This is a genomic window from Streptomyces sp. NPDC028368, from assembly GCF_055565615.1.
This window is the reverse complement of record NZ_JBVHTY010000005.1, coordinates 173880-197144: the sequence shown is the minus strand read 5'-3', so window position 1 is coordinate 197144 and position 23265 is coordinate 173880. Positions and strand designations below refer to the sequence as shown.

At 67.9% G+C, this 23265-nt stretch carries 18 protein-coding genes, 1 tRNA gene and 1 pseudogene; 8 read left to right on the top strand and 12 right to left on the bottom strand.

Annotated features, from left to right (window positions below; translation table 11 throughout):
• Positions 1-29 precede the first annotated feature (29 nt).
• From ACZ4S3_RS13700 to dnaA, 12 genes are all read right to left on the bottom strand, one after another.
• Positions 30-1463 (bottom strand): hypothetical protein, encoded by a 1434-nt coding sequence (locus ACZ4S3_RS13700; protein WP_467931900.1) that lies wholly within the window; start codon positions 1461-1463, stop codon positions 30-32.
• Entirely contained in the window at positions 1457-3394 is a 1938-nt protein-coding gene (locus ACZ4S3_RS13695) for a vWA domain-containing protein (protein WP_467931899.1), read from the bottom strand. The genes ACZ4S3_RS13700 and ACZ4S3_RS13695 overlap by 7 nt, the downstream gene beginning before the upstream one ends.
• Before the next feature lie 265 nt (positions 3395-3659).
• A complete protein-coding gene (locus tag ACZ4S3_RS13690; protein WP_003958712.1) occupies positions 3660-3794 on the bottom strand; it encodes a DLW-39 family protein in 135 nt (44 codons plus the stop codon).
• Between the two features lie 232 nt (positions 3795-4026).
• Positions 4027-4100, bottom strand: a tRNA-Ile gene (locus ACZ4S3_RS13685).
• Positions 4101-4189: 89 nt separating this feature from the next.
• Positions 4190-4888, bottom strand: coding sequence for a DUF3566 domain-containing protein (locus tag ACZ4S3_RS13680; protein WP_467931898.1), 699 nt, complete (start codon positions 4886-4888; stop codon positions 4190-4192).
• A 15-nt stretch (positions 4889-4903) separates the two neighbouring features.
• Positions 4904-7528 (bottom strand): DNA gyrase subunit A, encoded by a 2625-nt coding sequence (gyrA, locus tag ACZ4S3_RS13675; protein WP_467931897.1) that lies wholly within the window; start codon positions 7526-7528, stop codon positions 4904-4906.
• Positions 7529-7578: 50 nt separating this feature from the next.
• Positions 7579-9609: a DNA topoisomerase (ATP-hydrolyzing) subunit B gene (gene gyrB / locus ACZ4S3_RS13670; protein ID WP_467932497.1), complete on the bottom strand. Its 2031-nt coding sequence runs from the start codon at positions 9607-9609 to the stop codon at positions 7579-7581.
• A 416-nt stretch (positions 9610-10025) separates the two neighbouring features.
• The gene (locus ACZ4S3_RS13665) at positions 10026-10559 is read right to left on the bottom strand and encodes a DciA family protein (RefSeq protein ID WP_467931896.1); all 534 of its coding nucleotides are present in this window, start codon (positions 10557-10559) and stop codon (positions 10026-10028) included.
• Entirely contained in the window at positions 10556-11692 is a 1137-nt protein-coding gene (gene recF, locus ACZ4S3_RS13660) for a DNA replication/repair protein RecF (RefSeq protein ID WP_467931895.1), read from the bottom strand. The genes ACZ4S3_RS13665 and recF overlap by 4 nt, the downstream gene beginning before the upstream one ends.
• Positions 11693-11735: 43 nt before the next feature.
• On the bottom strand, positions 11736-12614 hold the full coding sequence (gene gnd / locus ACZ4S3_RS13655; protein WP_467931894.1) for a phosphogluconate dehydrogenase (NAD(+)-dependent, decarboxylating): 879 nt from the start codon (positions 12612-12614) through the stop codon (positions 11736-11738).
• A 239-nt stretch (positions 12615-12853) separates the two neighbouring features.
• Positions 12854-13984: a DNA polymerase III subunit beta gene (dnaN, locus tag ACZ4S3_RS13650; protein ID WP_467931893.1), complete on the bottom strand. Its 1131-nt coding sequence runs from the start codon at positions 13982-13984 to the stop codon at positions 12854-12856.
• Positions 13985-14902: 918 nt separating this feature from the next.
• A complete protein-coding gene (gene dnaA, locus ACZ4S3_RS13645) occupies positions 14903-16726 on the bottom strand; it encodes a chromosomal replication initiator protein DnaA (protein WP_467931892.1) in 1824 nt (607 codons plus the stop codon).
• Positions 16727-17103: 377 nt separating this feature from the next.
• Between dnaA and rpmH the strand changes: the two genes are divergently transcribed.
• The 8 genes and pseudogenes from rpmH (at position 17104) to ACZ4S3_RS13605 (ending at position 23041) form a co-directional block, all read left to right on the top strand.
• Positions 17104-17241: a 50S ribosomal protein L34 gene (gene rpmH / locus ACZ4S3_RS13640; protein ID WP_030354375.1), complete on the top strand. Its 138-nt coding sequence runs from the start codon at positions 17104-17106 to the stop codon at positions 17239-17241.
• Between the two features lie 24 nt (positions 17242-17265).
• Positions 17266-17634, top strand: a pseudogene (gene rnpA / locus ACZ4S3_RS13635) (ribonuclease P protein component); the annotation flags it as partial.
• Positions 17635-17696: 62 nt separating this feature from the next.
• Positions 17697-18014: a membrane protein insertion efficiency factor YidD gene (gene yidD / locus ACZ4S3_RS13630; protein WP_006604423.1), complete on the top strand. Its 318-nt coding sequence runs from the start codon at positions 17697-17699 to the stop codon at positions 18012-18014.
• Between the two features lie 3 nt (positions 18015-18017).
• On the top strand, positions 18018-19190 hold the full coding sequence (yidC, locus tag ACZ4S3_RS13625; RefSeq protein WP_467931891.1) for a membrane protein insertase YidC: 1173 nt from the start codon (positions 18018-18020) through the stop codon (positions 19188-19190).
• Positions 19191-19204: 14 nt separating this feature from the next.
• Entirely contained in the window at positions 19205-19711 is a 507-nt protein-coding gene (locus ACZ4S3_RS13620; RefSeq protein WP_467931890.1) for a Jag family protein, read from the top strand.
• 133 nt (positions 19712-19844) lie between these two features.
• On the top strand, positions 19845-20570 hold the full coding sequence (gene rsmG / locus ACZ4S3_RS13615) for a 16S rRNA (guanine(527)-N(7))-methyltransferase RsmG (RefSeq protein WP_467931889.1): 726 nt from the start codon (positions 19845-19847) through the stop codon (positions 20568-20570).
• 306 nt (positions 20571-20876) lie between these two features.
• Positions 20877-21947 (top strand): ParA family protein, encoded by a 1071-nt coding sequence (locus ACZ4S3_RS13610; protein WP_467932494.1) that lies wholly within the window; start codon positions 20877-20879, stop codon positions 21945-21947.
• The gene (locus ACZ4S3_RS13605) at positions 21944-23041 is read left to right on the top strand and encodes a ParB/RepB/Spo0J family partition protein (RefSeq protein ID WP_467931888.1); all 1098 of its coding nucleotides are present in this window, start codon (positions 21944-21946) and stop codon (positions 23039-23041) included. Before ACZ4S3_RS13610 ends, ACZ4S3_RS13605 begins: the two co-directional genes overlap by 4 nt.
• Positions 23042-23265: the final 224 nt, after the last annotated feature.

Genomic DNA, 23265 nt, shown 5'->3' with positions numbered 1-23265 from the left:
ACGCGCCACGGCGGCCCTGCCGCGGGCGCCTACCAGCCTTGGGGCGGCCCGAACTGCTGCTGTCGGCCGCCCTCGTGGGGCTGCTGTGGCTGCGTCGGCTGCTGGGCTTGCTGGACCTGCTGAGGGAGCGCCCCAGCCGTCCCAGGCGCTCCTGGGACGCCTGGAGTGCCCGCGGCCTTGCGCCGGGCCACCAGCGTCCAGGCGCCGAGCCCTGTCAGCAGCACCACACCCGTGCCGATCCCGGCGTAGGCCACCATCCGCAGCGTGCCGCTGCTGTCCGCCTCCTGCGCGGTTTGGCCGGTCCTGGCCCTCTCGCGGTCCTCGTCGGTGACGGTGAACTCAGGGGCGGGTTTGGCGTAGGCCGGTCCGGATTTCGGGTCATTGCGTACGTCCACCCGCAGGGTGAGATCGGCGCCGCCCTTGGGGAAGTACTGCGCGGCATCGGAGCTCAGGGTCACTTCGAGGTAGTACCAGCCAGGGAACCGCATCGCCTTGACCGCTTCCGTGGTGCCGAAGCGGTTGCCGTAGTCGACGGGGGCGGTGAACTCCTTGGCGACGGCGCCCTTTCCGTCGTACGGGACGAAGTTGTCGTCGATGACGACACCGCGGGCGGGGTTGAAGACATTCAGCCCGAGCGCGTCGGAAACGGTCCGGCCGTCGTTGGACACGGTCGCGTTCGGCAGCTGCGCGCTCAGGTTGAGCCGCTGGCCCCACGTGACCGGCACCTGGTAGAAGCGGGTTTCGCCGGGCCTGATCTTGTCCTTCCAGACGCCGGTGGTGACCGCGCCGGCGTCGTTGAAGCCGGTGCCGCCGGCCCTGCGCTTACTCGGGTCGGTGCGTGGCGCGGGGGTGGCGGTGCTCGGGCTCGGACTTCCCTCACCCGGCGGGGCGGGGGCGCGGCCCTTCAGCGGGGGCTCCTGGATATAGCCCAGTTCGATCGGCCAGCTGTCGGGCCCGGACGTGGCCGACCCGTTGCGGCTGACCACCACGTAGTACGGACCGGCCGTCTGGCACTGCGTCGCGCCGCCGCCGATACCACGGCTGGCGTAGTCGCCGATGGGATAGGCCGTCCCACCGGCGTGGAAGGACTGCGTGGCCTCCGTACTGCACACGTTGCTGTTGGCCTCCTCGACCCTGACGGTCAGCTCGTCCTTGAATTCCTCGACCTTCGTACCGGGACTTGGTGCGGCGACCGCCGAGAAGTAGGCGCTGTACTTGGCGTCCAGATTCACGGCGTAGTACTTCTTCTCGCCGCGCTTGATGCTGTCGGTGTACAGGCCCGGCTTGATCCGCGGCGCCTCCAAGTTGCTGGCGGTGCCCGTGACCGGGGTGGCGCCCTCCGCCGTCTTGTAGGTGGGTACCTCCTCGGCCGAGGCCACCCCCACCGCCCCCGGCATGACCGCCACCATGGCGAGCGCCGCCAGCGCGGCGAGCCCTGTATTCGTCCCGCGCCCCGTCACCACGAGCCACCCCTCATCGCATCCGAATCGCCGCTGGTCTGCGGCTTCCTGCGGGGGCGCAGGTAGGCAACCGCGAGACCGGCGAGCAATAGCACGCCGATGCCGCCGAAGACGGCCGCGACCACCGGGCCGGCCGCCCATCCTGCGCTGCCGTCCTGCGTGCCGTCCGCAGCGGGTCCGGAAGTCCCGGCGGCGTCGTTCTTGGTGACGGCGGCACCGGCCTGCGGACCGGACTTCGCCTTGCCCAGTACGGCGACCCGCAGCACCACGCCGATCTGCGGGTTCTGTGCGATCTCGGCGGCATGGGCGCCCAGTGTCACCGCGATGTAGAAGTTGCCCTTGTCGTGCACGGGAATGACGTTGGGGTGTGTCTCGTAGCGGTTGGTCCAGGCGACGGGGACCGTCCCCATGCTGAGGGAGGCCGGCCGCCCGTTGTAGGTCACCTGCGGGCTGAACTCCGTCGTGCCGCTGCCGACCGGCGCACGTGCGGGGGTGTAGACCTGGGTGGCGCCGTAGGAGATGGCCGCGCTGTGGTCGTTGACCGTGGGCTCATTGGCGAATTCCACGTCGTAGCGCAGCTGCTGGCCCCAGCCGACCGGGACCTTGTACCAAAGGGTCTGCGAAGGCAGGACCTTGTCCCGCCAGACTCCCTGGGTCAGGGTGCGGGCATCGTTGAAGCCCGTGCCACCGGTGACGTCCTTGGGGGCGCTGGTGGGCAGCGTGGCGCTCTTGCCGCCCGCGCCGTACTCCGGCTCCGACTGGGCGGGTGTGACGCCCTTCGTCAGCGGATGTTCCACGTGAAACATCAGCTCCAGCGGCCAGGACGAGGCGTCCGAGCCCTTGGCGGCCTTGCGCTCGACGACGAACCAGTAACGGGCTGCCTTGTCACAGCCGCCGGTGCCGCTCTCCGAGGGGATGCGGCTGATGCCGGAGGTGAGCGGGGTGGCGCCCTCGTGCTGTCCGAACAGCGAGGTGGTGGATTCGCAGGTGCTGTTGATGCCGTACGCGATCTCGGTGTGCAGGGCGTCGAGGGAGTCGACCGCCGCGCCGGGCGGCGGGACCACGGTCGCCGAGAAGTCGGCCGTGGAGACCGCATCGAGATCGGTGGCGTAATAGCGCTTTTCGTTGGGCCCGATGCTGTCCAGGTACTGCCCCGGAGCGATGCCGGGCGGATTCGATTTGCTGGGCGTTCCTCGGACCTTCGTGCCCTTGAACCGGTAGCCGTCGGCGGAGAGTTGCCCGGCCCGCTGGAGCTGGCGGGCAAGCGCCTTGGCGTCCGGGGCGTCGTAGTACTGGCCATTGCCGGATTTGGCGATGCACTCCAGCTGCTGCCGGGCCCTGCCCGCGACCTGGAAGCCGATGGCGTCGATGTGCAGATCGATGCCGGACGCGGCGAGTTGGGCGGCGACCTTGCAGGGCGGCGGCGCCTGGCAGTTGTCCTCGCCGTCGGAGATCAGCAGGATCGTGCGCTTGCCGATCGAGCCGTCGGAGGCCTTGGGCAGGTCCTGGGCGGCCTTTTTGAGGGACAGGCCGATGGGGGTGTCACCCTTGGGGCTGACGCGCGCGACGGCCCGTTTGATGCCCGCCCGGTCGAGCGGGGCCACGGGCTGGGCAAGCCGGGTGTCGTCGCAGCCCTTGGGCTTGTCGGCGCCGTAGACCCTGAGTCCGGTCGGGTAGCCGGCGGGCAGCGCGTCGACGACTGTGCCGACGGCCTTACGGGCGGCGGCGATCCGGGTGCCGCCGGAGCCGTCCTTCTCGGCCATGGAGCCGGAGGAGTCCAGCACCATCACCATGCCGGAACCCTTGACGGACGGCGCGACCGGCGCGGTTGCCGCACTCGCCGCGGCCGGCGTTGTCTGCAGCGGCGCGGCGACGAGCGCCGCCAGCAGTCCGCCGAGCAACGCCACCGCCCCTTTGCGGTGTCGTCGTGCCATATCCCTCGTCCCCCTTGCGTACCGCGTGTCTCTTCCCGCACATCAACGCACACCGGGATACCACGCACATCAACTTTGCTACTGCAAGTTAGTAATGTGCTATCGCAAATTCAAGAAGATTGGCGTCACGGCCTCGCAACAACGCCAATCCGTTGCAACGCACATACGTTCGAAGACGCTCCATGGCGTCGCGCCACCCACAATGCACGAAACCCCGGCTGCCAAAGGCAACCGGGGTCCGTACGAACTGCTGTGCGTTGGGGTCTCACACACCCGAACCTGCGGGCACGGAGTCGGTCGCCTCCGTCCACAGATCCTGCTCGGCGCGATCCGCCTGGATCTGGCGGTACACGAGGAGCCCGCCGATGGCGGCCAGTGCGACCAGGAGAAGCTTCTTCACCGCGCGACCTCGTCTTTCGTTGACGTAGGGGACCTATGTCGGCCGATGATACACACCGACCGATACCGATCGGTTATCTAGGCCGGGCTCGGCTGCAACCAGACACCTGACCTCGCAGGAGGCTCAACTTCCGTTTCCCTTACGGCGAATCGGCCCGGCGCCGCGCACGCTCTCCGTACGGCACAACGCATCGGCCCGGCCGGAGAAATCTCCGGCCGGGCCGAGTGTGCAGTGCGGCTACCAGGACTTGAACCTGGGGCCTCTTCCTTATCAGGGAAGCGCTCTAACCGTCTGAGCTATAGCCGCGCGTTCGCTGCACCGAAAGATTAGCGCACTTCAGAGGCGTTCCCAAAATCGGTTCCGCCGGCCGCCCGAAGGGCCTGCCACCAGGGGCTCTACTCGTCCTCGGCAAGGGTGAGCTCGACCCCGCCCACGAAGCCCGCCGACAGGTTGTAGATGAACGCACCCAGCGTCGCCAGCGCCGTCGCCAGCACCACATCGATCACCGCGATGACCGATGTGAACAGCAGCACCCGCGGCAGCGACAGGAACGACTGCAGATCGAACCCGCCGCCGTCGCCCGAGCCGGTCGCCTCGCTGATCGTGCCGCCGACGGTGGAGAAGACGCCCATCGCGTTCATCACCATCCACAGCACCGAGACGGCCACCACCGTGCAGATACCCAGCGCGATCGACAGCAGGAAGCTGACCTTCATCACCGACCAGGGATCGGCCCGCGCCACCCGCAGTCTGGCCTTGCGGGTGCGCGGCACCGTGCCGGCGCCCGTACGGGGCTTGCGCACCGTCTGACCGCCACCGGTACCGCCGCCCGTGGGATAGGCCTGAGGCGGCTGATACGGCTGCCCCTGGCCGCCCTGGGCCGGCGGTTGCGGCTGGGCCTGCGGGCGCGGCTGCGGTTGAGGTTGCGGCTGACGCGTATCGGTCACGGTTCCCCCCTTGTTGGAGCCCTCGTCTCGGGGGCCTTCGGACGCGGCAGAGCCACGGGCGCCGACTTCCGTCACGGTCGCGGGTCCGGACGAAGAGCCCTTCTTGGCTCCCGATCCACCCGCTGCAGCGCCCGTGGCTCCACTCACGACCTACTCCTCGTGCTACTCCGCCGCGGGCTGCTCGCCCTCGGCCGCCGTCGGCTCGGCCTCCGTGACCTCTTCGGTCTCCTCGGCCCCTTCGACCCCGTCGACCTCTTCGGCCTCACGACCGGCCTCGGCGTTCCGTGCGATGCCGACCACGGCATCTCGCTTGCCCAGGTTGATCAGTTGGACGCCCATGGTGTCACGGCCGGTCTCCCGGACTCCGTTGACCCGCGTACGAATCACGCCACCACCCAGGGTGATCGCCAGGATCTCATCGGTCCCCTCGACCACCAGCGCACCGACCAGCGAACCCCGGTCCTCCACGATCTTGGCGGCCTTGATGCCGAGGCCGCCGCGACCCTGGACGCGGTACTCGTCCACCGGAGTGCGCTTGGCGTAGCCGCCGTCCGTCGCGGTGAACACGAACGTACCCTCACGCACCACATTCAACGAGAGCAGCTCATCGCCCTCGCGGAAGCTCATGCCCTTGACGCCGGAGGTGGCCCGGCCCATCGGGCGCAGCGCCTCGTCCGTCGCGGTGAACCGGATCGACTGTGCCTTCTTGCTGATCAGCAGCAGGTCGTCGGTCTCCGACACCAGCTCGGCGCCGATCAGCTCATCGTCCGTGCCGTCCTCCTGCTCGCGCAGGTTGATCGCGATGACGCCGCCGGAGCGGGGCGAGTCGTAGTCCTTGAGCGGTGTCTTCTTCACCAGGCCGGCCTTGGTGGCGAGCACCAGATACGGCATGGCCTCGTAGTCGCGGATCGCCAGGATCTGCGCGATCTGCTCGTCCGGCTGGAAGGCGAGCAGATTGGCCACATGCTGACCGCGGGCATCGCGGCCCGCGTCCGGCAGCTCGTACGCCTTCGCGCGGTAGACCCGGCCCTTGTTCGTGAAGAACAGCAGCCAGTGGTGGGTGGTGGAGACGAAGAAGTGGTCGACGATGTCGTCTTCCTTCAGCTTCGTGCCCCGCACGCCCTTGCCGCCGCGCTTCTGCGAGCGGTAGTCGTCGGTCTTCGTACGCTTCACATAGCCGCCACGGGAGATCGTGACGACGATGTCCTCCTCGGCGATCAGGTCCTCGATGGACATGTCGCCCTCGAAGGGCACCAGCTTGGAGCGCCGGTCGTCGCCGAACTTCTCGACGATCGCGGCCAGTTCCTCGCTGATGATCTGGCGCTGGCGCTCCGGCGAGGCCAGGATCGCGTTGTACTCGCTGATCTTTCGCTGCAGCTCGTCGTGCTCGGCGGTGATCTTCTGGCGCTCCAGGGCGGCCAGCCGGCGCAGCTGCATCTCCAGGATCGCGTTCGCCTGGATCTCGTCGATGGTCAGCAGGCCCATCAGGCCCTCGCGCGCCACCTCGACCGTCTCGCTGCGCCGGATCAGCGCGATGACCTCGTCGATCGCGTCCAGCGCCTTGAGCAGACCGCGCAGGATGTGCGCCCGCTCCTCGGCCTTGCGCAGCCGGAACTTCGTCCGCCGGACGATGACCTCGACCTGGTGGTTGACCCAGTTACGGATGAACGCGTCCAGGGAGAGCGTGCGCGGCACGCCGTCCACCAGGGCGAGCATGTTCGCGCCGAAGTTGGTCTGCAGATCGGTGTGCTTGTAGAGGTTGTTGAGGACGACCTTGGCGACCGCGTCCCGCTTGAGGACGATGACCAGGCGCTGGCCCGTACGCGAGGACGTCTCGTCGCGGACATCCGCGATGCCGCCGATCTTGCCGTCCTTGACCAGGTCGGCGATCTTCTGCGCGAGGTTGTCCGGGTTGGTCTGGTACGGCAGCTCCGTGACCACCAGGCACTGGCGGTTCTGGATCTCCTCGACCGCCACCACCGCCCGCATCGTGATCGAGCCACGGCCGGTGCGGTACGCCTCCTCGATGCCCTTACGGCCCACCACCAGCGCGCCGGTGGGGAAGTCGGGGCCCTTGATGCGCTCGATCAGCGCGTCCAGCAGCTCCTCGCTCGAGGCTTCCGGGTGGGCCAGCGCCCACTGCGCGCCGTCCGCAACCTCGCGCAGGTTGTGCGGCGGGATGTTCGTGGCCATACCGACCGCGATACCGGCCGAGCCGTTGATCAGCAGGTTGGGGAAGCGCGCCGGCAGGACCGTCGGCTCCTGGTTACGGCCGTCGTAGTTGTCCTGGAAGTCGACGGTCTCCTCGTCGATGTCCCGGAGCATCTCCATCGACAGCTGCTTCATCTTGCACTCGGTGTACCGCATGGCGGCGGCCGGGTCGTTGCCCGGGGAACCGAAGTTGCCGTTGGAGTCCACCAGCGGCATCCGCATCGACCACGGCTGCGCCAGGCGCACCAGCGCGTCGTAGATCGAGGAGTCGCCGTGCGGGTGGTACGTACCCATGACGTCACCGACGACGCGGGCGCACTTGTAGAAGCCCTTCTCGGGGCGGTAGCCGCCGTCGTACATCGCGTACAGGACGCGGCGGTGGACGGGCTTGAGGCCGTCCCGTACGTCCGGCAGCGCACGCGAGACGATGACGGACATCGCGTAGTCGAGGTAGGAGCGCTGCATCTCCGTTTCGAGCCCGACGGGCTCGACGCGCATCCCGACACCTTCGATGGTGGCGGGCGCGCCCTCGGGAGTCACGCCGTCCGGGGTCACAGGGGGGTTCTCGTCGGCCATTGCTGTTCAAAGTCCTTTCGAGCTGCGGCTGTTGTGAGGGCCGACAGGGCTCAGATGTCGAGGAAGCGGACGTCCTTGGCGTTGCGCTGGATGAAGGAGCGGCGCGCCTCGACGTCCTCTCCCATCAGCACCGAGAACAGGTCGTCCGCGCGGGCGGCGTCATCGAGTGAGACCTGGCCCAGGACCCGGTGGTCGATGTCCATCGTGGTCACCCGCAGCTCCTCGGCGTTCATCTCGCCCAGACCCTTGAACCGCTGGACCGAGTCGTCCTTGATGCGCTTGCCGGCCTGCTTGCCGCGCTCGATCAGGGCGTCGCGCTCCGGGTCGGAGTAGGCGTACTCGAAGTCGTCCCGGCCCCACTTGATCTTGTAGAGCGGCGGGCGGGAGAGGTAGACGTGCCCGGCCTCGACCAGCGGCCGCATGAAGCGGAAGAGGAAGGTGAGCAGCAGGGTGTTGATGTGCTGGCCGTCGACGTCGGCGTCCGCCATCAAGATAATCTTGTGATAGCGGAGCTTCTCGATGTCGAAGTCCTCGTGCACACCCGTGCCGAACGCCGAGATCAGCGCCTGGACCTCGTTGTTCTGCAGGATCTTGTCGACCCGGGCCTTCTCGACGTTAAGGATCTTGCCGCGGATCGGGAGGATCGCCTGGTACTGCGGGTTACGGCCGGACTTCGCCGAGCCGCCGGCGGAGTCACCCTCGACGATGAAGATCTCGCACTTGGTCGGGTCGTTGGACTGGCAGTCGCTCAGCTTGCCCGGCAGCGACGCCGTCTCCAGCAGGCCCTTACGGCGGGTCAGATCGCGCGCCTTGCGGGCGGCGACGCGGGCGGTGGCCGCCTGGATGCCCTTGCGGATGATGTCCGCGGCCTCGTTGGGGTTGCGGTCCAGCCAGTCCGTGAGGTGCTCGTGGACGACCTTCTGAACGAACGTCTTCGCCTCGGTGTTGCCCAGCTTCGTCTTGGTCTGGCCCTCGAACTGCGGCTCGCCCAGCTTGACCGAGATGATCGCCGTCAGACCCTCGCGGATGTCCTCACCCGTGAGGTTGTCGTCCTTCTCCCGCAGCAGCTTCTTGTCGCGCGCGTAGCGGTTGATCAGGCCCGTCAGCGCCGCCCGGAAGCCCTCTTCGTGGGTGCCGCCCTCATGCGTGTGGATGGTGTTCGCGAAGCTGTAGACACCCTCGCTGTACTGGGTGTTCCACTGCATCGCGATCTCGACCGAGAGCATCCGCTCCCTGTCCTCGGCGTCCACGCTGATGACGGTCGGGTGGACCAGCTCGCCCTTGCGCGAGTTGAGGTACTTCACGAAGTCGACGATGCCGCCCTCGTAGTGGTACCTGACGGAGAGCGGGTTGCCCTCCTCGTCCACATGGTCCAGGCGCTCGTCCCGCAGCGCGATCGTCAGACCCTTGTTGAGGAACGCCATCTCCTGGAAGCGCCGCGACAGCGTCTCGAAGCTGTAGGCGGTGGTCTCGAAGATGTCGCCGTCGGCCCAGAAGGTCACCGAGGTACCGGACTCGTCCGTGGCCTCGTGCTTGGCCAGCGGCGCCGTCGGCACACCGAGCTTGTACTCCTGCGTCCAGCGGTAGCCGTCCGTACGGACCTCGACCGCCACCCGCTGCGACAGCGCGTTCACGACGGACACACCCACGCCGTGCAGACCACCGGAGACCGCGTAACCGCCGCCGCCGAACTTGCCGCCGGCGTGCAGCACCGTCATCACGACCTCGACGGCCGGCTTGTTCTCCGACGGCACGATGCCGACCGGGATACCGCGGCCGTTGTCGATCACGCGGACGCCGCCGTCGGGCAGGATCGTCACGTCGATGGTGTCCGCATGACCGGCCAGCGCCTCATCGACGGAGTTGTCGACGACCTCGTACACGAGGTGGTGCAGACCGCGCTCGCCTGTCGAGCCGATGTACATGCCGGGGCGCTTACGGACCGCGTCCAGGCCTTCGAGGACGGTGATCGCGCTGGCGTCGTACGACTTCTCCACCGAGGAGTCGCCCATGGCGCCGGCAGGAACCCCCTCTTCAGTAGAAGCCGTGTTGTTCTCGTTGAGGTCGCCGGAGTCGGCCACGAAGCGCCCTTTCTGGCACAGCACAAGCCCTTCCGCGCCTGCGGGGCAACCCCAGAAAAGACAGGCGAGAACGGCTGCGTCGTTCGACATGTTCCGCGAGTGGGCGGGATTGCCACCAGTCTACCGGTAGCGCTGACACTCATGGGGGTTTGCAGGCACCTGAGTCGTCATGTGCCGCCCTGAACTGACGTCCGCCGACTCCCCATATTCGAGAAGGGGCCTCAGGACGCTCACACGGGCACTCAGCGCTTCCGGCTGTCAACCGGCGGCTACCGTGAGCGGAGTCTCATCCACCCCATGCGTTTACAGGGGTCGTACGGCAGTGCGGTGTTTCACGTGAAACCGTCCACAAGGGCCGCAAGCGGGACGGGGCGGCTGTTTCACGTGAAACACCGCACCCGCCCACCGGCCGGGGCCTAGCCGTAGGTGTCGCCGGGGCCCTTACTGCCGGGCGCCCGCAGGGATCCGTAGCGCCGTGCGGGACCGCCGGGCCCCAGCACCTTGATCAGCTTTACGGTGCCCTGGCCCAGGTCCTGGTTGAGCCGCGCCACCAGCTGCGGCGCCAGCAGCCGCAGCTGCGTCGCCCACACCGTCGAGTCGCACTGCACCGTCAGCACGCGCGCGTCCTCGTCGTACTTCTGCGGCTCGCAGTGCTGCGCCACCTCGGGCCCGACCAGCTGCGGCCAGCGCCCCATCACCCCGCCGACCGCCGCCGGTGTCTCCCAGCCGCGCTCCGTGATCAGGCGGTTGATCGCCGCACCCAGCGGCAGCGGATCGCGGCCGTCCGCCCGCGCACCCGAGCGCAGCCCGCCGCGCCGGGCCTGCTTCTTCTGCTGTGCGGCCGCGCCCCGCGCACGTGCCTGCTCCTTGGCGGCCACCAGCGCCTGACGGGCCAGATCCACACCGGACAGCTCCGGCGCCTTGGGCCGCTCCGGCTCCGGGGCGCTCACGGCGTCACCTTCTGCACGCTGCCGTCGGACACCGCATAGCGCGCGCCGACCAGTACGCCCGGCACATCGTCGTCCACCGCCGCGGTCACCAGCACCTGCTCACCCGGCGCCACCAGCTCCGCCAGCCGCTCCCGCCGCCGCGCGTCCAGCTCCGCGAAGACGTCGTCCAGGACGAGCACCGGCTCATTGCCCTCGGCCCGCAGCAGGTCGTACGAGGCCAGCCGCAGCGCCAGCGCATACGACCAGCACTCGCCATGGCTCGCATAGCCCTTTGCCGGGAGCTGCCCCAGCTTCAGCACCAGATCGTCACGATGCGGACCGACCAGCGTCACTCCGCGCTCGATCTCGCCCTTACGGGCCTCACCAAGCGCCGCCAGCAGCACGCTGTACAGCTCCTCGCGGCTCGACACGGCGGCCATCGCCTCGCCCGCCGACCCGCGGTACTCCAGTGCCAGCGGCCCGCCACCGGGCGCCAGTTGCTCATACGCCTTGTCCGCCAGCGGCTGCAGCGCACCGATCAGGTCCAGCCGCTGTGCCAGCAACTCGGCGCCCGCGCGCGCCAGATGCTGGTCCCACACATCCAGGGTCGACAGATCCATCTGTCGCCCGCCGTGCCGCCGCGCCAGCGCCGCCGTCTTCAGCAGGGTGTTGCGCTGCTTGAGGACGCGGTCGTAGTCGGAACGCACCCCCGCCATCCGCGGCGAGCGGGCCGTGACCAGCTCGTCCAGGAACCGCCGGCGCTCACCGGGATCGCCCTTGACCAGGGCCAGATCCTCCGGCGCGAACAGCACCGTCCGTATGATCCCCAGTACATCCCGCGGTCTGACCTGCGAGGACCGGTTGATCCTCGCGCGGTTCGCCTTGCCCGGGTTGAGCTCCAGCTCCACGAGCTGCTGCCGCTCGCCCTGGACGACCGCGGCCCGGATGATTGCCCGCTCGGCGCCCATCCGCACCAGCGGCGCGTCGGAGGAGACCCGGTGGCTGCCGAGCGTCGCCAGATAGCCGACGGCCTCGACCAGATTGGTCTTGCCCTGGCCGTTGGGACCCACGAAAGCCGTGACGCCCGGGTCGAGCGGGACCTCGACCCGGGCGTACGAGCGGAAGTCGGCGAGCGAGAGATGCGTTACGTGCATGGCTTGGTGCGCCGATCCTCCCCCGGCTACTGGCTGTTGCTGGTTACTTCTTGTTCTCCACCGCGTGGCCGCCGAACTGGTTGCGCAGCGCGGCGATCATCTTCATCTGCGGGGAGTCGTCCTGACGGGAGGCGAAGCGCGCGAAGAGCGAGGCCGTGATCGCGGGCAGCGGTACGGCGTTGTCGATCGCGGCCTCGATGGTCCAGCGGCCCTCACCGGAGTCGGCGGCGTAGCCACGCAGCTTCTCCAGGTGCTCGTCGTCGTCGAGGGCGTTGACGGCCAGGTCCAGCAGCCAGGAGCGGATGACCGTGCCCTCCTGCCAGGAGCGGAAGACCTCGCGCACGTCCGTGACGGAGTCGACCTTCTCCAGCAGCTCCCAGCCCTCGGCGTAGGCCTGCATCATCGCGTACTCGATGCCGTTGTGGACCATCTTCGCGAAGTGGCCGGCGCCGACCTTGCCGGCGTGCACAGAGCCGAACTCGCCCTCGGGCTTGAGAGCGTCGAAGATGGGCTGCACCTTGGCGACGTCGTCCTTCTCGCCGCCGTACATCAGCGCGTAGCCGTTCTCCAGGCCCCACACGCCACCGGAGACACCGCAGTCGACGAAGCCGATGCCCTTGGCCTTGAGCTCCTCGGCGTGCTTCTCGTCGTCGGTCCAGCGGGAGTTGCCGCCGTCCACGACGATGTCGCCGGGCGAGAGCAGCTCGGCAAGCTCGTCGACCGTCGACTGGGTGGCGGCACCGGCCGGCACCATGACCCAGACGACCCGGGGACCCTTGAGCTTGTCCACAAGCTCCTTGAGGCTGTTGACATCAGCCAGGTCCGGGTTGCGGTCGTATCCGACGACGGTGTGGCCGGCGCGGCGAATGCGCTCGCGCATATTGCCGCCCATCTTGCCGAGACCGACGAGACCGAGCTCCATCAGAGACCCTCTTTGCACGTAGTCGTTGCTGTTGTACCCGAGTCCGAGCCTACGCCCGCGACCCCGTGCACAGCTGTGGGCTCAGCCGCTCATCGGGGGCCCTTCAGCCAGTCGCCGCAAGGGCTCCGATGAGCGGCCGGACGCTCGGCCCAGCTACGTCAGCCGCTCAGCCGCACCGGCATGCTGCGACCTTGCGAGGGCCGACCCTCGCGCTCCCAGCCGGAGGTGTTCGGCCCGTGTCAGCCGCTCAGCCGCACCGGCATGATCAGGTACTTGTACGCGTCGTCCGCCTCGGCGTCCTTGGCCGGGCGGCCGCTCAGCAGTGCCGGCTTGGTGGACGTCGTGAAGGACAGCTGCGCCACGGGGGAGTCGATGGCCGACAGGCCCTCCAGGAGGAAGCCCGGGTTGAAGGCGATGGAGATGTCGTCGCCGTCCAGGTCGGCGTCGACCCTCTCCACAGCCTGTGCATCGTCGCTGGAACCGGCCTCCAGGATCAGCACACCCTGCTCGAAGCTCAGCCGCACCGGGGTGTTCCGCTCGGCCACCAGCGCCACACGCTTGACGGCCTCGACGAACGGGGCGGTCTCGATCACGGCGACCGAGTTGAACTCGGTCGGGAAGAGCGTGCGGTACTTCGGCAGGTCGCCTTCCAGCAGACGCGTCGTCGTACGGCGCCCGGCGCCCTCGAAGCCGATCAGGCCCTCGCCCGCACCCGAGCCAGACAGCGCCAGCGTGACGGTGTCTCCGCTGCTCAGCGACTTGGCGGTGTCCAGGAGCGTCTTGGCGGGGACCAGCGCGACGGCCGAGGCGTCCGGGCTCTCCGGCTTCCAGAGGAACTCGCGGACCGCGAAGCGGTAGCGGTCGGTGGAGGCCAGCGTGACGGTGTCGCCCTCGATCTCGATGCGAACGCCGGTGAGCACCGGGAGGGTGTCGTCACGGCCCGCGGCGATGGCTACCTGGGCGGCGGCCGCGGCGAAGACCTCACCGGGGACGGTGCCGGTGGCGGTAGGCATCGTCGGCAGCGTCGGGTACTCCTCCACAGGCAGGGTGTGGAGGGTGAAGCGGGACGAGCCGCAGACCACGGTCACTCGTACACCGTCGGTGGAAATCTCCACCGGGCGGTTGGGGAGCGCCCGGCAGATGTCGGCGAGCAGCCGGCCGGAGACGAGGACCGTGCCCTCCTCATCGACCTCCGCCTCCACCGAGACCCGCGCCGAGACCTCGTAGTCGAAGCCGGAGAGGCTCAGGGAGCCGCCTTCCGCCTTGAGCAGCAGGCCCGCGAGGACGGGCACCGGCGGACGGGCCGGGAGGCTCTTGGCCGCCCAGGCCACTGCCTCCGCGAGTACATCGCGCTCCACCCGGATCTTCACCGGAAACCGCCTCCTGCTGTTGCTGGCTTGCGCCCTGCTGGCCTTCTTCGTCGGCTGGGTTGCCGGAGACCAGTCTGACGTACGCCACCGACAGTCGGTGGCGCTCGGGGTCAAGTCGGCTCGACCCGGTCCGGGCGCTCGGCGGCCAACTTGTGCACAGCCCCCGCTTTCAAGCGAAGTCCCCGGTAGATATCAGTGGTCGTAGTAGTAGGGCCTGTGGAAACCGTGGACAACTGCCTTTACGCAGGTCAACACGGCTTTTTTGTCCACCGGCCCTGTGGGTGGCAGTCGTGGATAAGCGGGCGATTCTGTGGACCGCCGAAAGTTCTGCACACCGGATACACAGGGGAGGGGTAGTTCTCCCCAGCGCCATCCCCAGATTTACCCCGGTTCCCCACAGCCCAACCAGCCAACTTGATGTGACGGCTTTCACTCGGCCCGGTGAGGTCGGGTGTTGGGTTGCCGAACAGTGGACAGAGGTGTGGAGAAGCTGGGGATCGCTGGGGACAAGGCAGCCTCTCCTGTGGGTAGCCGGTGGACAAGCTGAGGGCCCCTCTGTGGATGAAATTTTTGTCCACACCCTGTGGATTACGGTTGGCCACAAATCCACACCCGGTTGACCTCCCCCGATGCCCTGCCAGGACGGCGTCCTGTGGATTCCCCAGGGATAACTCTGCTCTCCCCAGGGTGTGGATGGAAGATTCTTGCCCAATCTGTGGAGAGAGGCCGTGACCTGGTGCGGAATCGAACACGCCCGGCACGCTCCACAGGTTTGGGACGGCGGCGGGACGGGTCCGGGAGGGCGTCCGGAGGGGACAGGAGGGGACAGGAGCGCCTCGTCGGGCGTCCCCGTACGACGAAGGGCGCCCCGGGAACGTGTTCTCCGGAGCGCCCTGTGCGCGTCTGGCGTGGCCGGCCTCAGCCGTTCTTGATGCGGTTGGTCAGCTCGGTGACCTGGTTGTAGATGGAGCGCCGCTCGGCCATCAGCGCGCGGATCTTGCGGTCGGCGTGCATCACGGTCGTATGGTCCCGGCCGCCGAACTGCGCGCCGATCTTCGGCAGCGAGAGATCGGTCAGCTCACGGCACAGATACATGGCGATCTGGCGGGCGGTGACCAGCACCCGACTGCGCGAGGAGCCGCACAGGTCGTCGACGGTCAGCCCGAAGTAGTCAGCGGTCGACGCCATGATCGCGGTGGCCGTGATCTCCGGCGCCGCGTCCTCGCCGCCCGGGATCAGATCCTTCAGCACGATCTCGGTCAGCCCCAGATCCACCGGCTGCCGGTTGAGCGAGGCGAACGCCGTGACACGGATCAGCGCGCCCTCCAGCTCGCGGATGTTGCGCGAGATCCGCGAGGCGATGAACTCCAGCACCTCCGGCGGCGCGTTCAGCTGCTCCTGCACCGCCTTCTTGCGCAGGATCGCGATCCTGGTCTCCAGCTCGGGCGGCTGGACGTCGGTGATCAGGCCCCACTCGAAGCGGTTGCGCAGCCGGTCCTCCAGGGTGACCAGCTGCTTGGGCGGCCGGTCCGAGGACAGCACGATCTGCTTGTTCGCGTTGTGCAGCGTATTGAAGGTGTGGAAGAACTCCTCCTGCGTCGACTCCTTGCTCGCCAGGAACTGGATGTCGTCGACGAGCAGGATGTCCATGTCGCGGTAGCGCTTGCGGAACGCGTCCGCCTTGCCGTCGCGGATGGAGTTGATGAACTCGTTGGTGAACTCCTCCGAGCTCACATACCGCACCCGGGTGCCCGGATACAGGCTCCGCGCGTAGTGCCCGATGGCGTGCAGCAGGTGGGTCTTGCCCAGGCCCGATTCGCCGTAGATGAACAGCGGGTTGTACGCCTTGGCCGGCGCTTCGGCCACGGCGACCGCGGCGGCGTGCGCGAAGCGGTTGGAGGCGCCGATGACGAAGGTGTCGAAGAGGTACTTCGGGTTCAGCCGCGCGGTCGGCTCACCGGGGCCGGTGGCCGGCGCGGGCTGCGCGGCGAGCGGGCTGGGCGCTCCGCTGGGCGCGGGCAGTGCGGGGCCGCCGGACCGGCCGGGCGGCTGGTGCTCGGACAGGTCGCGGCGCGGCGAACGGTAGTCGTTCTGCTGCTGTATGTGGGAGGGCGGCGGCGAGGCGTACGGGTCGCGGTCGGGGAAGCCGCCGAGGTGCTGTTGCTGCCAGCCGTAGTCGTCGCGCGGGCCGGGGCCGCCGCCCATGGTGGTGGGGTGCTGAGGCCAGGATCCGGGCTCGCGCCGGGGCTGCTGGTAGTCGGGGTAGGCGGGCCGGACGTTGGGCATCTCGTCGCCCTGGTGCCCGTAACTCTGCCGACTGTCGTGCCGGTTGTCGTGCCGACTCTCGTGCCGGTTGTCATAGCCGTCGTACGCGTCGTGCTGCGGCGGCGCCTGGTGTGACGGCTGGTGCGGCGACTGCGGGTGCTGTTGCTGCTGCACCGGGTGCGCGGACTGCGCCGGCGGCTCCTCGGAGGAGTCGTCAACGGTGATCGCGATCCGGATCGGCCGCCCGCATTCATGGCTGAGCGCCTCGCCGATCAGCGGCGCCAGCCGCCCTTCGAGCACACCCTTGGCGAATTCGTTGGGGACGGCGAGCAGTGCAGTGTCGGCGACCAGCGCCAGCGGCTGGGTGCGCTTGAGCCAGTCCTGGTCCTTGGGCTTGAGGCCGTCGGCCTCGGCACGCAGGAGGTGGTCGAGTACGCGCGGCCACACTGCGGCAAGATCGGCAGGGACTTCAGCCACAAGGCACGCTCTCTCACAGTCCCACGAATGTGTGATTCTCAGGACGGGCGGGAAGGAATCGGAGTTCACCAACGGTAGTCAGGCCGGGCCTGCGGATTCAAGTTGTTGTCCACAGGCTGTGCATAGTGTGTCCTGACAAGGGGCTGTGTGGGTCATCCCGGAGCCGGTTTGACCGGATGGCGTAGCCGCGCGTACCGTGACCAGGTCGAGTTGTCGATGGCTGCTGCCGCCTGCCTCCGATGGGCAAAGATCGCGCTCTGGTGATCGTGAAGCGGTGCACTTAGGCGTTGCGAGTTACTCGTGGGCGCACGGTGACAGCCAGCGGCGCCCCACATCTGTCTCGCCTTTGAGACAACAAGCATTCCTGGAGCCCCCGAGTGAGCAAGCGCACCTTCCAGCCGAACAACCGCCGTCGTGCGAAGACCCACGGCTTCCGTCTGCGTATGCGGACGCGTGCCGGCCGCGCGATTCTCGCGACCCGCCGTGGCAAGGGTCGCGCCCGCCTGTCGGCCTGAGCAGCCTGAACCTAGGTCCATGACGTGCTGCCTACCGAGTATCGGCTGAGGCGGCGCGAGGACTTTGCGACCGCGGTACGCCGGGGACGCAGGGCCGGGCGCCCGCTCCTTGTCGTTCATTTTCGTAGCGGTGCAACGGACCCGCACGCACCGGGGGAATGTGTTCCCTCGGCGCGTGCGGGTTTCGTCGTGAGCAAGGCCGTTGGCGTCGCCGTCGTCCGCAACAAGGTCAAGCGCAGGCTTCGCCATCTCATGCGAGATCGGCTGGACCGGCTTCCCGCCGGTAGCCTGGTTGTCGTACGGGCCCTGCCCGGCGCGGGTGCGGCGGAGCACGACCAGCTGGCCCACGACCTGGACGCCGCGCTTCAGCGGCTACTGGGAGGGGCGTCGAAAGGCTGCAATCCCACCGGGGACACCACCCGGAAACCCGGACGGGACCCGGGAGGGAGCGCACAGTGAAGTACCCGCTGCTGCTTTTGATCAAGATCTATCAGTGGACCATCAGCCCCCTGCTGGGCCCGGTCTGCAAGTACTACCCGTCGTGCTCGCACTATGGCTATACGGCCATTGACCGGCATGGCGCGGTGAAAGGGACTGCGCTGACTGCCTGGCGCATCCTGCGCTGCAATCCGTGGTCGCTCGGTGGGGTCGACCACGTCCCTCCCCGGAAGCGTCCGGTTTGGCATCAGCGGCTGAGGAGCCGCCTGGGCGGGCCCACCGTCCCTGAGCCTGTCGCCCAGCCCGAGACTCAGCCCAACGCCCAAGGAGCCTGATTCGTGGACACGATCCTGAATCCTCTCTATTACGCTGTTTCCTGGATCATCGTCCAGTTCCACTCGTTCTACAGCCTGATCTTTGATCCGAACAGCGGCGCGGCGTGGGGTCTGTCCATCGTCTCGCTGGTGGTGCTGATCCGTATCTGCCTGATCCCGCTCTTTGTGAAGCAGATCAAGTCGACGCGGAACATGCAGGCGCTCCAGCCGAAGATGAAGGCGATCCAGGAGCGCTACAAGGGCGACAAGCAGCGCCAGTCCGAAGAGATGATGAAGCTCTACAAGGAGACGGGCACCAACCCGCTCTCGAGCTGTCTCCCGATTCTGGCCCAGTCGCCGTTCTTCATCTCGCTGTACCAGGTCCTCAGCCACATCGCGAACGGCAAGACGGTCGGTTTCATCGACCAGGCACTGCTGGTGAGCGCGCAGAAGGCGCACATTTTCGGTGCGCCGCTGGCGGCGAAGTTCATGGACAGCGCGGCGAAGATCCAGAGCCTGGATGCTTCGGTCATCAACGTCCGCGTCGTCACGATCATCATGATCGTTCTGATGTCGGCGTCGCAGTTCTACACGCAGCGCCAGCTGATGACCAAGAACGTCGACCTCACGGTGAAGACGCCGTTCATGCAGCAGCAGAAGATGCTGATGTACGTCTTCCCGATCATGTTCGCCGTCTTCGGTATCAACTTCCCCGTCGGTGTTCTCGTCTACTGGCTGACCACCAACGTGTGGACCATGGGCCAGCAGATGTTCGTCATCCGTCGTAACCCCACCCCGGGCAGCCGGGCCTTCACGGAGCGCCAGGAGCGGCTGCGGGCCCAGGGCAAGCTGGTCGAGGACCCGGCCGAGGTCGAGGCGAAGAAGGCCGCCGAGGAGGCGCGTCAGAACCGCCAGCAGCCCAAGCGTCAGCCGAAGGCCAAGCGTCAGCACCCCTCGGCCGGCGCAGGTGCCCCGGCCGGTGGCGCGCAGAACCGTACGCGGGCGGGTTCGACGGGCGGCGGTGCCTCGTCCGATGACGGCGACGCGAAGAAGCAGTCGCTGGAGAAGAAGGCCCCGCAGGACAGCAACGAGAAGGGCGGCGCGTCCACGAAGGGCGCCTCCGCCTCCGGGTCCCGTAACAGCAAGTCCGGACAGCGCAAGGGCCAGCAGCGCCCCAAGCACCCGACCAAGAAGTAAGAAGGAGTCCTTTCGTGACGGACACGACCCCTGGCACCGAGGGCACCGACACCCTGACCCGCCTGGAGCAGGAAGGCGAGATCGCGGCCGACTACCTCGAGGGGCTGCTGGACATCGCCGACCTCGACGGCGACATCGACATGGATGTCGAGGCCGACCGTGCCGCGGTGTCGATCATCAGCGACTCGACCGGCCGCGATCTGCAGAAGCTGGTGGGCCGTGATGGTGAGGTGCTGGAGGCGCTGCAGGAGCTGACCCGGCTGGCCGTGCACCGCGAGACCGGTGACCGTAGCCGTCTGATGCTGGACATCGCCGGCTTCCGGGCGCGTAAGCGTACGGAGCTCGCCGAGATCGGTGCGAAGGCGGCGGAGGAGGCCAAGGGCACCGGTCAGCCGGTGAAGCTCGACCCGATGACGCCGTTCGAGCGCAAGGTCGTGCACGACGCGGTGGCCGCGGCCGGGCTGCGCAGCGAGTCCGAGGGCGAGGAGCCGCAGCGCCGAGTGGTCGTTCTCCCGGCCTGATCTTTCAGCGCTTCAGGCTCTTTGGCCCCGTCTGCTCGCAGGCGGGGCCAAATGTTGTCAGCGTTCTGTGTTATCCCGGGGCGTATCCCCCGGTTCCCGGCAGGAAAAGCAGTCCAGAGGAAGGGCGGTTCCCGTGACGGAGGCAGCAGCGGAGCTCCCTCCTGCGCCGAAGGCGGCACAGGAGGTATTCGGTGAGCGCTTTCCGGAGGCCGTGCGGTACGGCGAACTGCTCGCCGACGCGGGGGTGAGGCGAGGACTGATCGGCCCGCGCGAGGTGCCGCGGCTGTGGGAGCGGCACCTGCTGAACTGCGCGGTGCTCTCCGAGGTGGTTCCGGAGGGTGTCTCGGTCTGTGATGTGGGGTCGGGAGCCGGGCTGCCCGGTATTCCGCTGGCACTGGTGCGGCCGGATCTGAAGATCACGCTGCTGGAGCCGCTGCTGCGACGGACGAACTTCCTGCAGGAGGTCGTCGAGCTGCTCGGGCTTGATCATGTGACGGTGGTGCGGGGGCGCGCCGAAGAGGTCATGGGCAAACTGCCGCAGGTGCATGTGGTGACGGCGCGGGCCGTCGCCCCGCTCGACCGGCTTGCCGGCTGGGGCGTTCCGCTGCTGCGTCCTTACGGCGAGATGCTGGCGCTCAAGGGCGATGCGGCGGAGGAAGAGCTCAAGGGGGCTCGGGCAGCGCTGAGCAAGCTCGGCGTGGTGCAGACGTCGGTGGTGCACGTGGGCGAGGGCATCGTGGATCCGCCGTCGACCGTCGTGCGCGTCGAGGTCGGCGAGAGCCCTGGCGGTGTGCGCTTCGCGGCCAAGCGGGCGAAGGCGGCGCGCGTCAGCCGTGTGTCGAGAGGGCGTCGGCGCTGACGTTCTGATGCCGGAGGCGCCCAGGCGGGCGTCGCTGCCGCGGGCCTGTCAGCTGCGCGGCAATGAATAAGGCAAATTCCGTAAACGCCATCAAAACGTCATAGGACGGAGTGTCGCGACTTAATCGGGCGCGGCGCTGGCATCGTGTTTCACGTGAAACGTCGTTCTCTGCTGCAAGGGATCATTGACCGTGGTCGCGCGGCCGCCGCGCCGCGCGACCGTAAGCCCACAAGGGTCACGGAAGTATCCACAGAAGTGGATTCGTCCACAGGAGAACGGACCTCACTGGTTCACGACACCGAAAGCATGGCAGGCTCTGACCATTGCGAGCCTGATGTCGAGGAGAGTGAATCCTTGCGGTCCGACGCCAACATCGCGGGACCGATGACCGATCCGGTCCCCGGTCCCCGTAACGAGTCGTTCGGGGACGACGTTTCACGTGAAACGCCGCCCCCGATGGACGACACCCCGATCGGTCGTGCAGCTCAGCTGGCGGTAGAGGCATTTGGCCGCGCGGGCGACGGGCTGCCCCGGCCCGAACAGACCCGGGTCATGGTGGTTGCCAACCAGAAGGGCGGGGTTGGCAAGACCACGACCACGGTGAACCTGGCGGCCTCGCTGGCCCTGCACGGGGCACGGGTCCTGGTGGTCGATCTCGATCCACAGGGCAATGCCTCGACGGCGCTGGGGATCGATCACCACGCCGAAGTGCCATCGATCTACGACGTGCTGGTGGACAGCAAGCCGCTCTCCGATGTGGTGCAGCCGGTGGTGGATGTGGAGGGCCTGTTCTGTGCGCCCGCCACGATCGACCTGGCCGGTGCGGAGATCGAGCTGGTCTCGCTGGTGGCCCGGGAGAGCCGGCTGGACCGGGCCATCAAGGCGTATGAGCAACCGCTGGACTACATCCTCATCGACTGCCCGCCCTCGCTGGGCCTGCTGACCGTGAACGCTCTGGTCGCCGGCGCCGAGGTGCTGATCCCGATTCAGTGTGAGTACTACGCGCTGGAAGGCCTGGGGCAGTTGCTGCGGAACGTCGACCTGGTGCGGGGGCATCTCAACCCCAAGCTCCATGTCTCGACGATCCTGCTCACCATGTATGACGGGCGCACCCGGCTGGCCTCCCAGGTCGCCGACGAGGTACGTAGCCACTTCGGGAACGAGGTGCTCCGTACGAGCATCCCCCGCTCGGTGCGTATCTCCGAGGCACCCAGCTATGGGCAGACGGTGCTCACCTATGACCCGGGATCCAGCGGTTCGCTCTCGTATCTCGAAGCGGCCAGAGAGATCGCGTTGCGTGGGGCCCCTCAGACCGGTGGTCAGGGCCTCGCCGTCAACTATGAAGGACAGCACAGCATGTCGGAGGGGACTCAGTGAGCGAACGACGTAGAGGACTGGGCCGTGGGCTCGGTGCGCTGATCCCCGCGGCACCGCAGAGCACGGACAACGGGCCTGTGGTGGGAAGGGGTGCGACGTCACCGTCGGCCGTACCGGTACTGACACCGGACCGGGGGGTGGCGGCCGCCAAGGTCGCAGCGCTGCCGGCAAGCGGTGTTTCACGTGAAACAACGGCACCGGCCGAGCCCGAGGCGATGCCTCAGGACGTATCAGAGGTCGCGGGCGCGCATTTCGCCGAGGTGCCGCTGGATGCGATCACGCCCAACCCGCGGCAGCCGCGGGAGGTGTTCAACGAGGACGCGCTCGCCGAGCTGGTGGTCTCCATCCGAGAGGTGGGCCTGCTTCAGCCGGTCGTGGTCCGCCAGACCGCGCCGGAGCGCTACGAGCTCATCATGGGCGAGCGTCGCTGGCGGGCGTGCCGTGAGGCCGGGCTGGAGAAGATTCCTGCCATCGTCCGGGCCACGGAAGACGAGAAGCTGCTGCTCGATGCGCTTCTGGAAAACCTGCACCGGGCACAGCTCAATCCGCTGGAAGAGGCGGCTGCCTACGACCAGCTGCTGAAGGACTTCAAGTGCACGCATGACGAGCTGGCTGACCGGATCGGGCGATCGCGTCCGCAGGTCACCAACACACTGCGGCTGCTGAAGCTGGCGCCATCGGTCCAGAGCAGGCTCGCGGCGGGTGTGCTCTCCGCGGGACATGCCCGTGCCCTGCTTGCCGTGGAGGATCACGAGGAGCAGGAACACCTCGCGCACCGTGCTGTGCGAGAGGGACTGTCGGTCCGCAGCCTTGAGGAGATCGTGAAGGTCCTGGGGGCGGACCCCAAGAGTGCGCCCAAGGCCAAGAAGCCGCGTGCGGGAGCTCTGGTGTCCCCCGCGCTCACCGGTCTCGCCACGCGGTTGTCGGACCGTTTCGAGACCCGGGTGAAGGTCGACCTCGGCCAGAAGAAGGGCAAGATCGTCGTCGAGTTCGCCTCAATGGACGATCTGGAGCGCATTCTTGGCACGCTGGCCCCCGGCGAAGGTCCGGTCCTGGGGAAGACGCTCGCCGAGGAGAGCGACGACACGGAATGAGCTGACGCGGGGTCGGTTCTTGGGCGGGCCGTGTTCCGGAGTCCATACCGGAACACGGCCCGCCCTTTGCTCTTTGCCGGTACCCGTGCCCGTAAAGGGTGGATACGATGCGATCGGGTATGGCACGCATCCACATGGAGAGACCTCACAACGAGGAGAGGCCATGCGATCAGTGAGCCGCACCGGACTGTTGGCAGCGGGGTTCGGCCTTGCTGCCGTCGGAG

Excerpts from the sequence above, each read along its gene's own strand:
- gyrA (WP_467931897.1), bottom strand. The coding sequence starts at position 7,528 with ATGGCCGACGAGAACCCCCCTGTGACCCCGGACGGCGTGACTCCCGAG.
- gnd (WP_467931894.1), bottom strand. The coding sequence starts at position 12,614 with ATGGAGCTCGGTCTCGTCGGTCTCGGCAAGATGGGCGGCAATATGCGC.
- ACZ4S3_RS13610 (WP_467932494.1), top strand. The coding sequence starts at position 20,877 with ATGGCAGGCTCTGACCATTGCGAGCCTGATGTCGAGGAGAGTGAATCC.
- ACZ4S3_RS13695 (WP_467931899.1), bottom strand. The coding sequence starts at position 3,394 with ATGGCACGACGACACCGCAAAGGGGCGGTGGCGTTGCTCGGCGGACTG.
- recF (WP_467931895.1), bottom strand. The coding sequence starts at position 11,692 with ATGCACGTAACGCATCTCTCGCTCGCCGACTTCCGCTCGTACGCCCGG.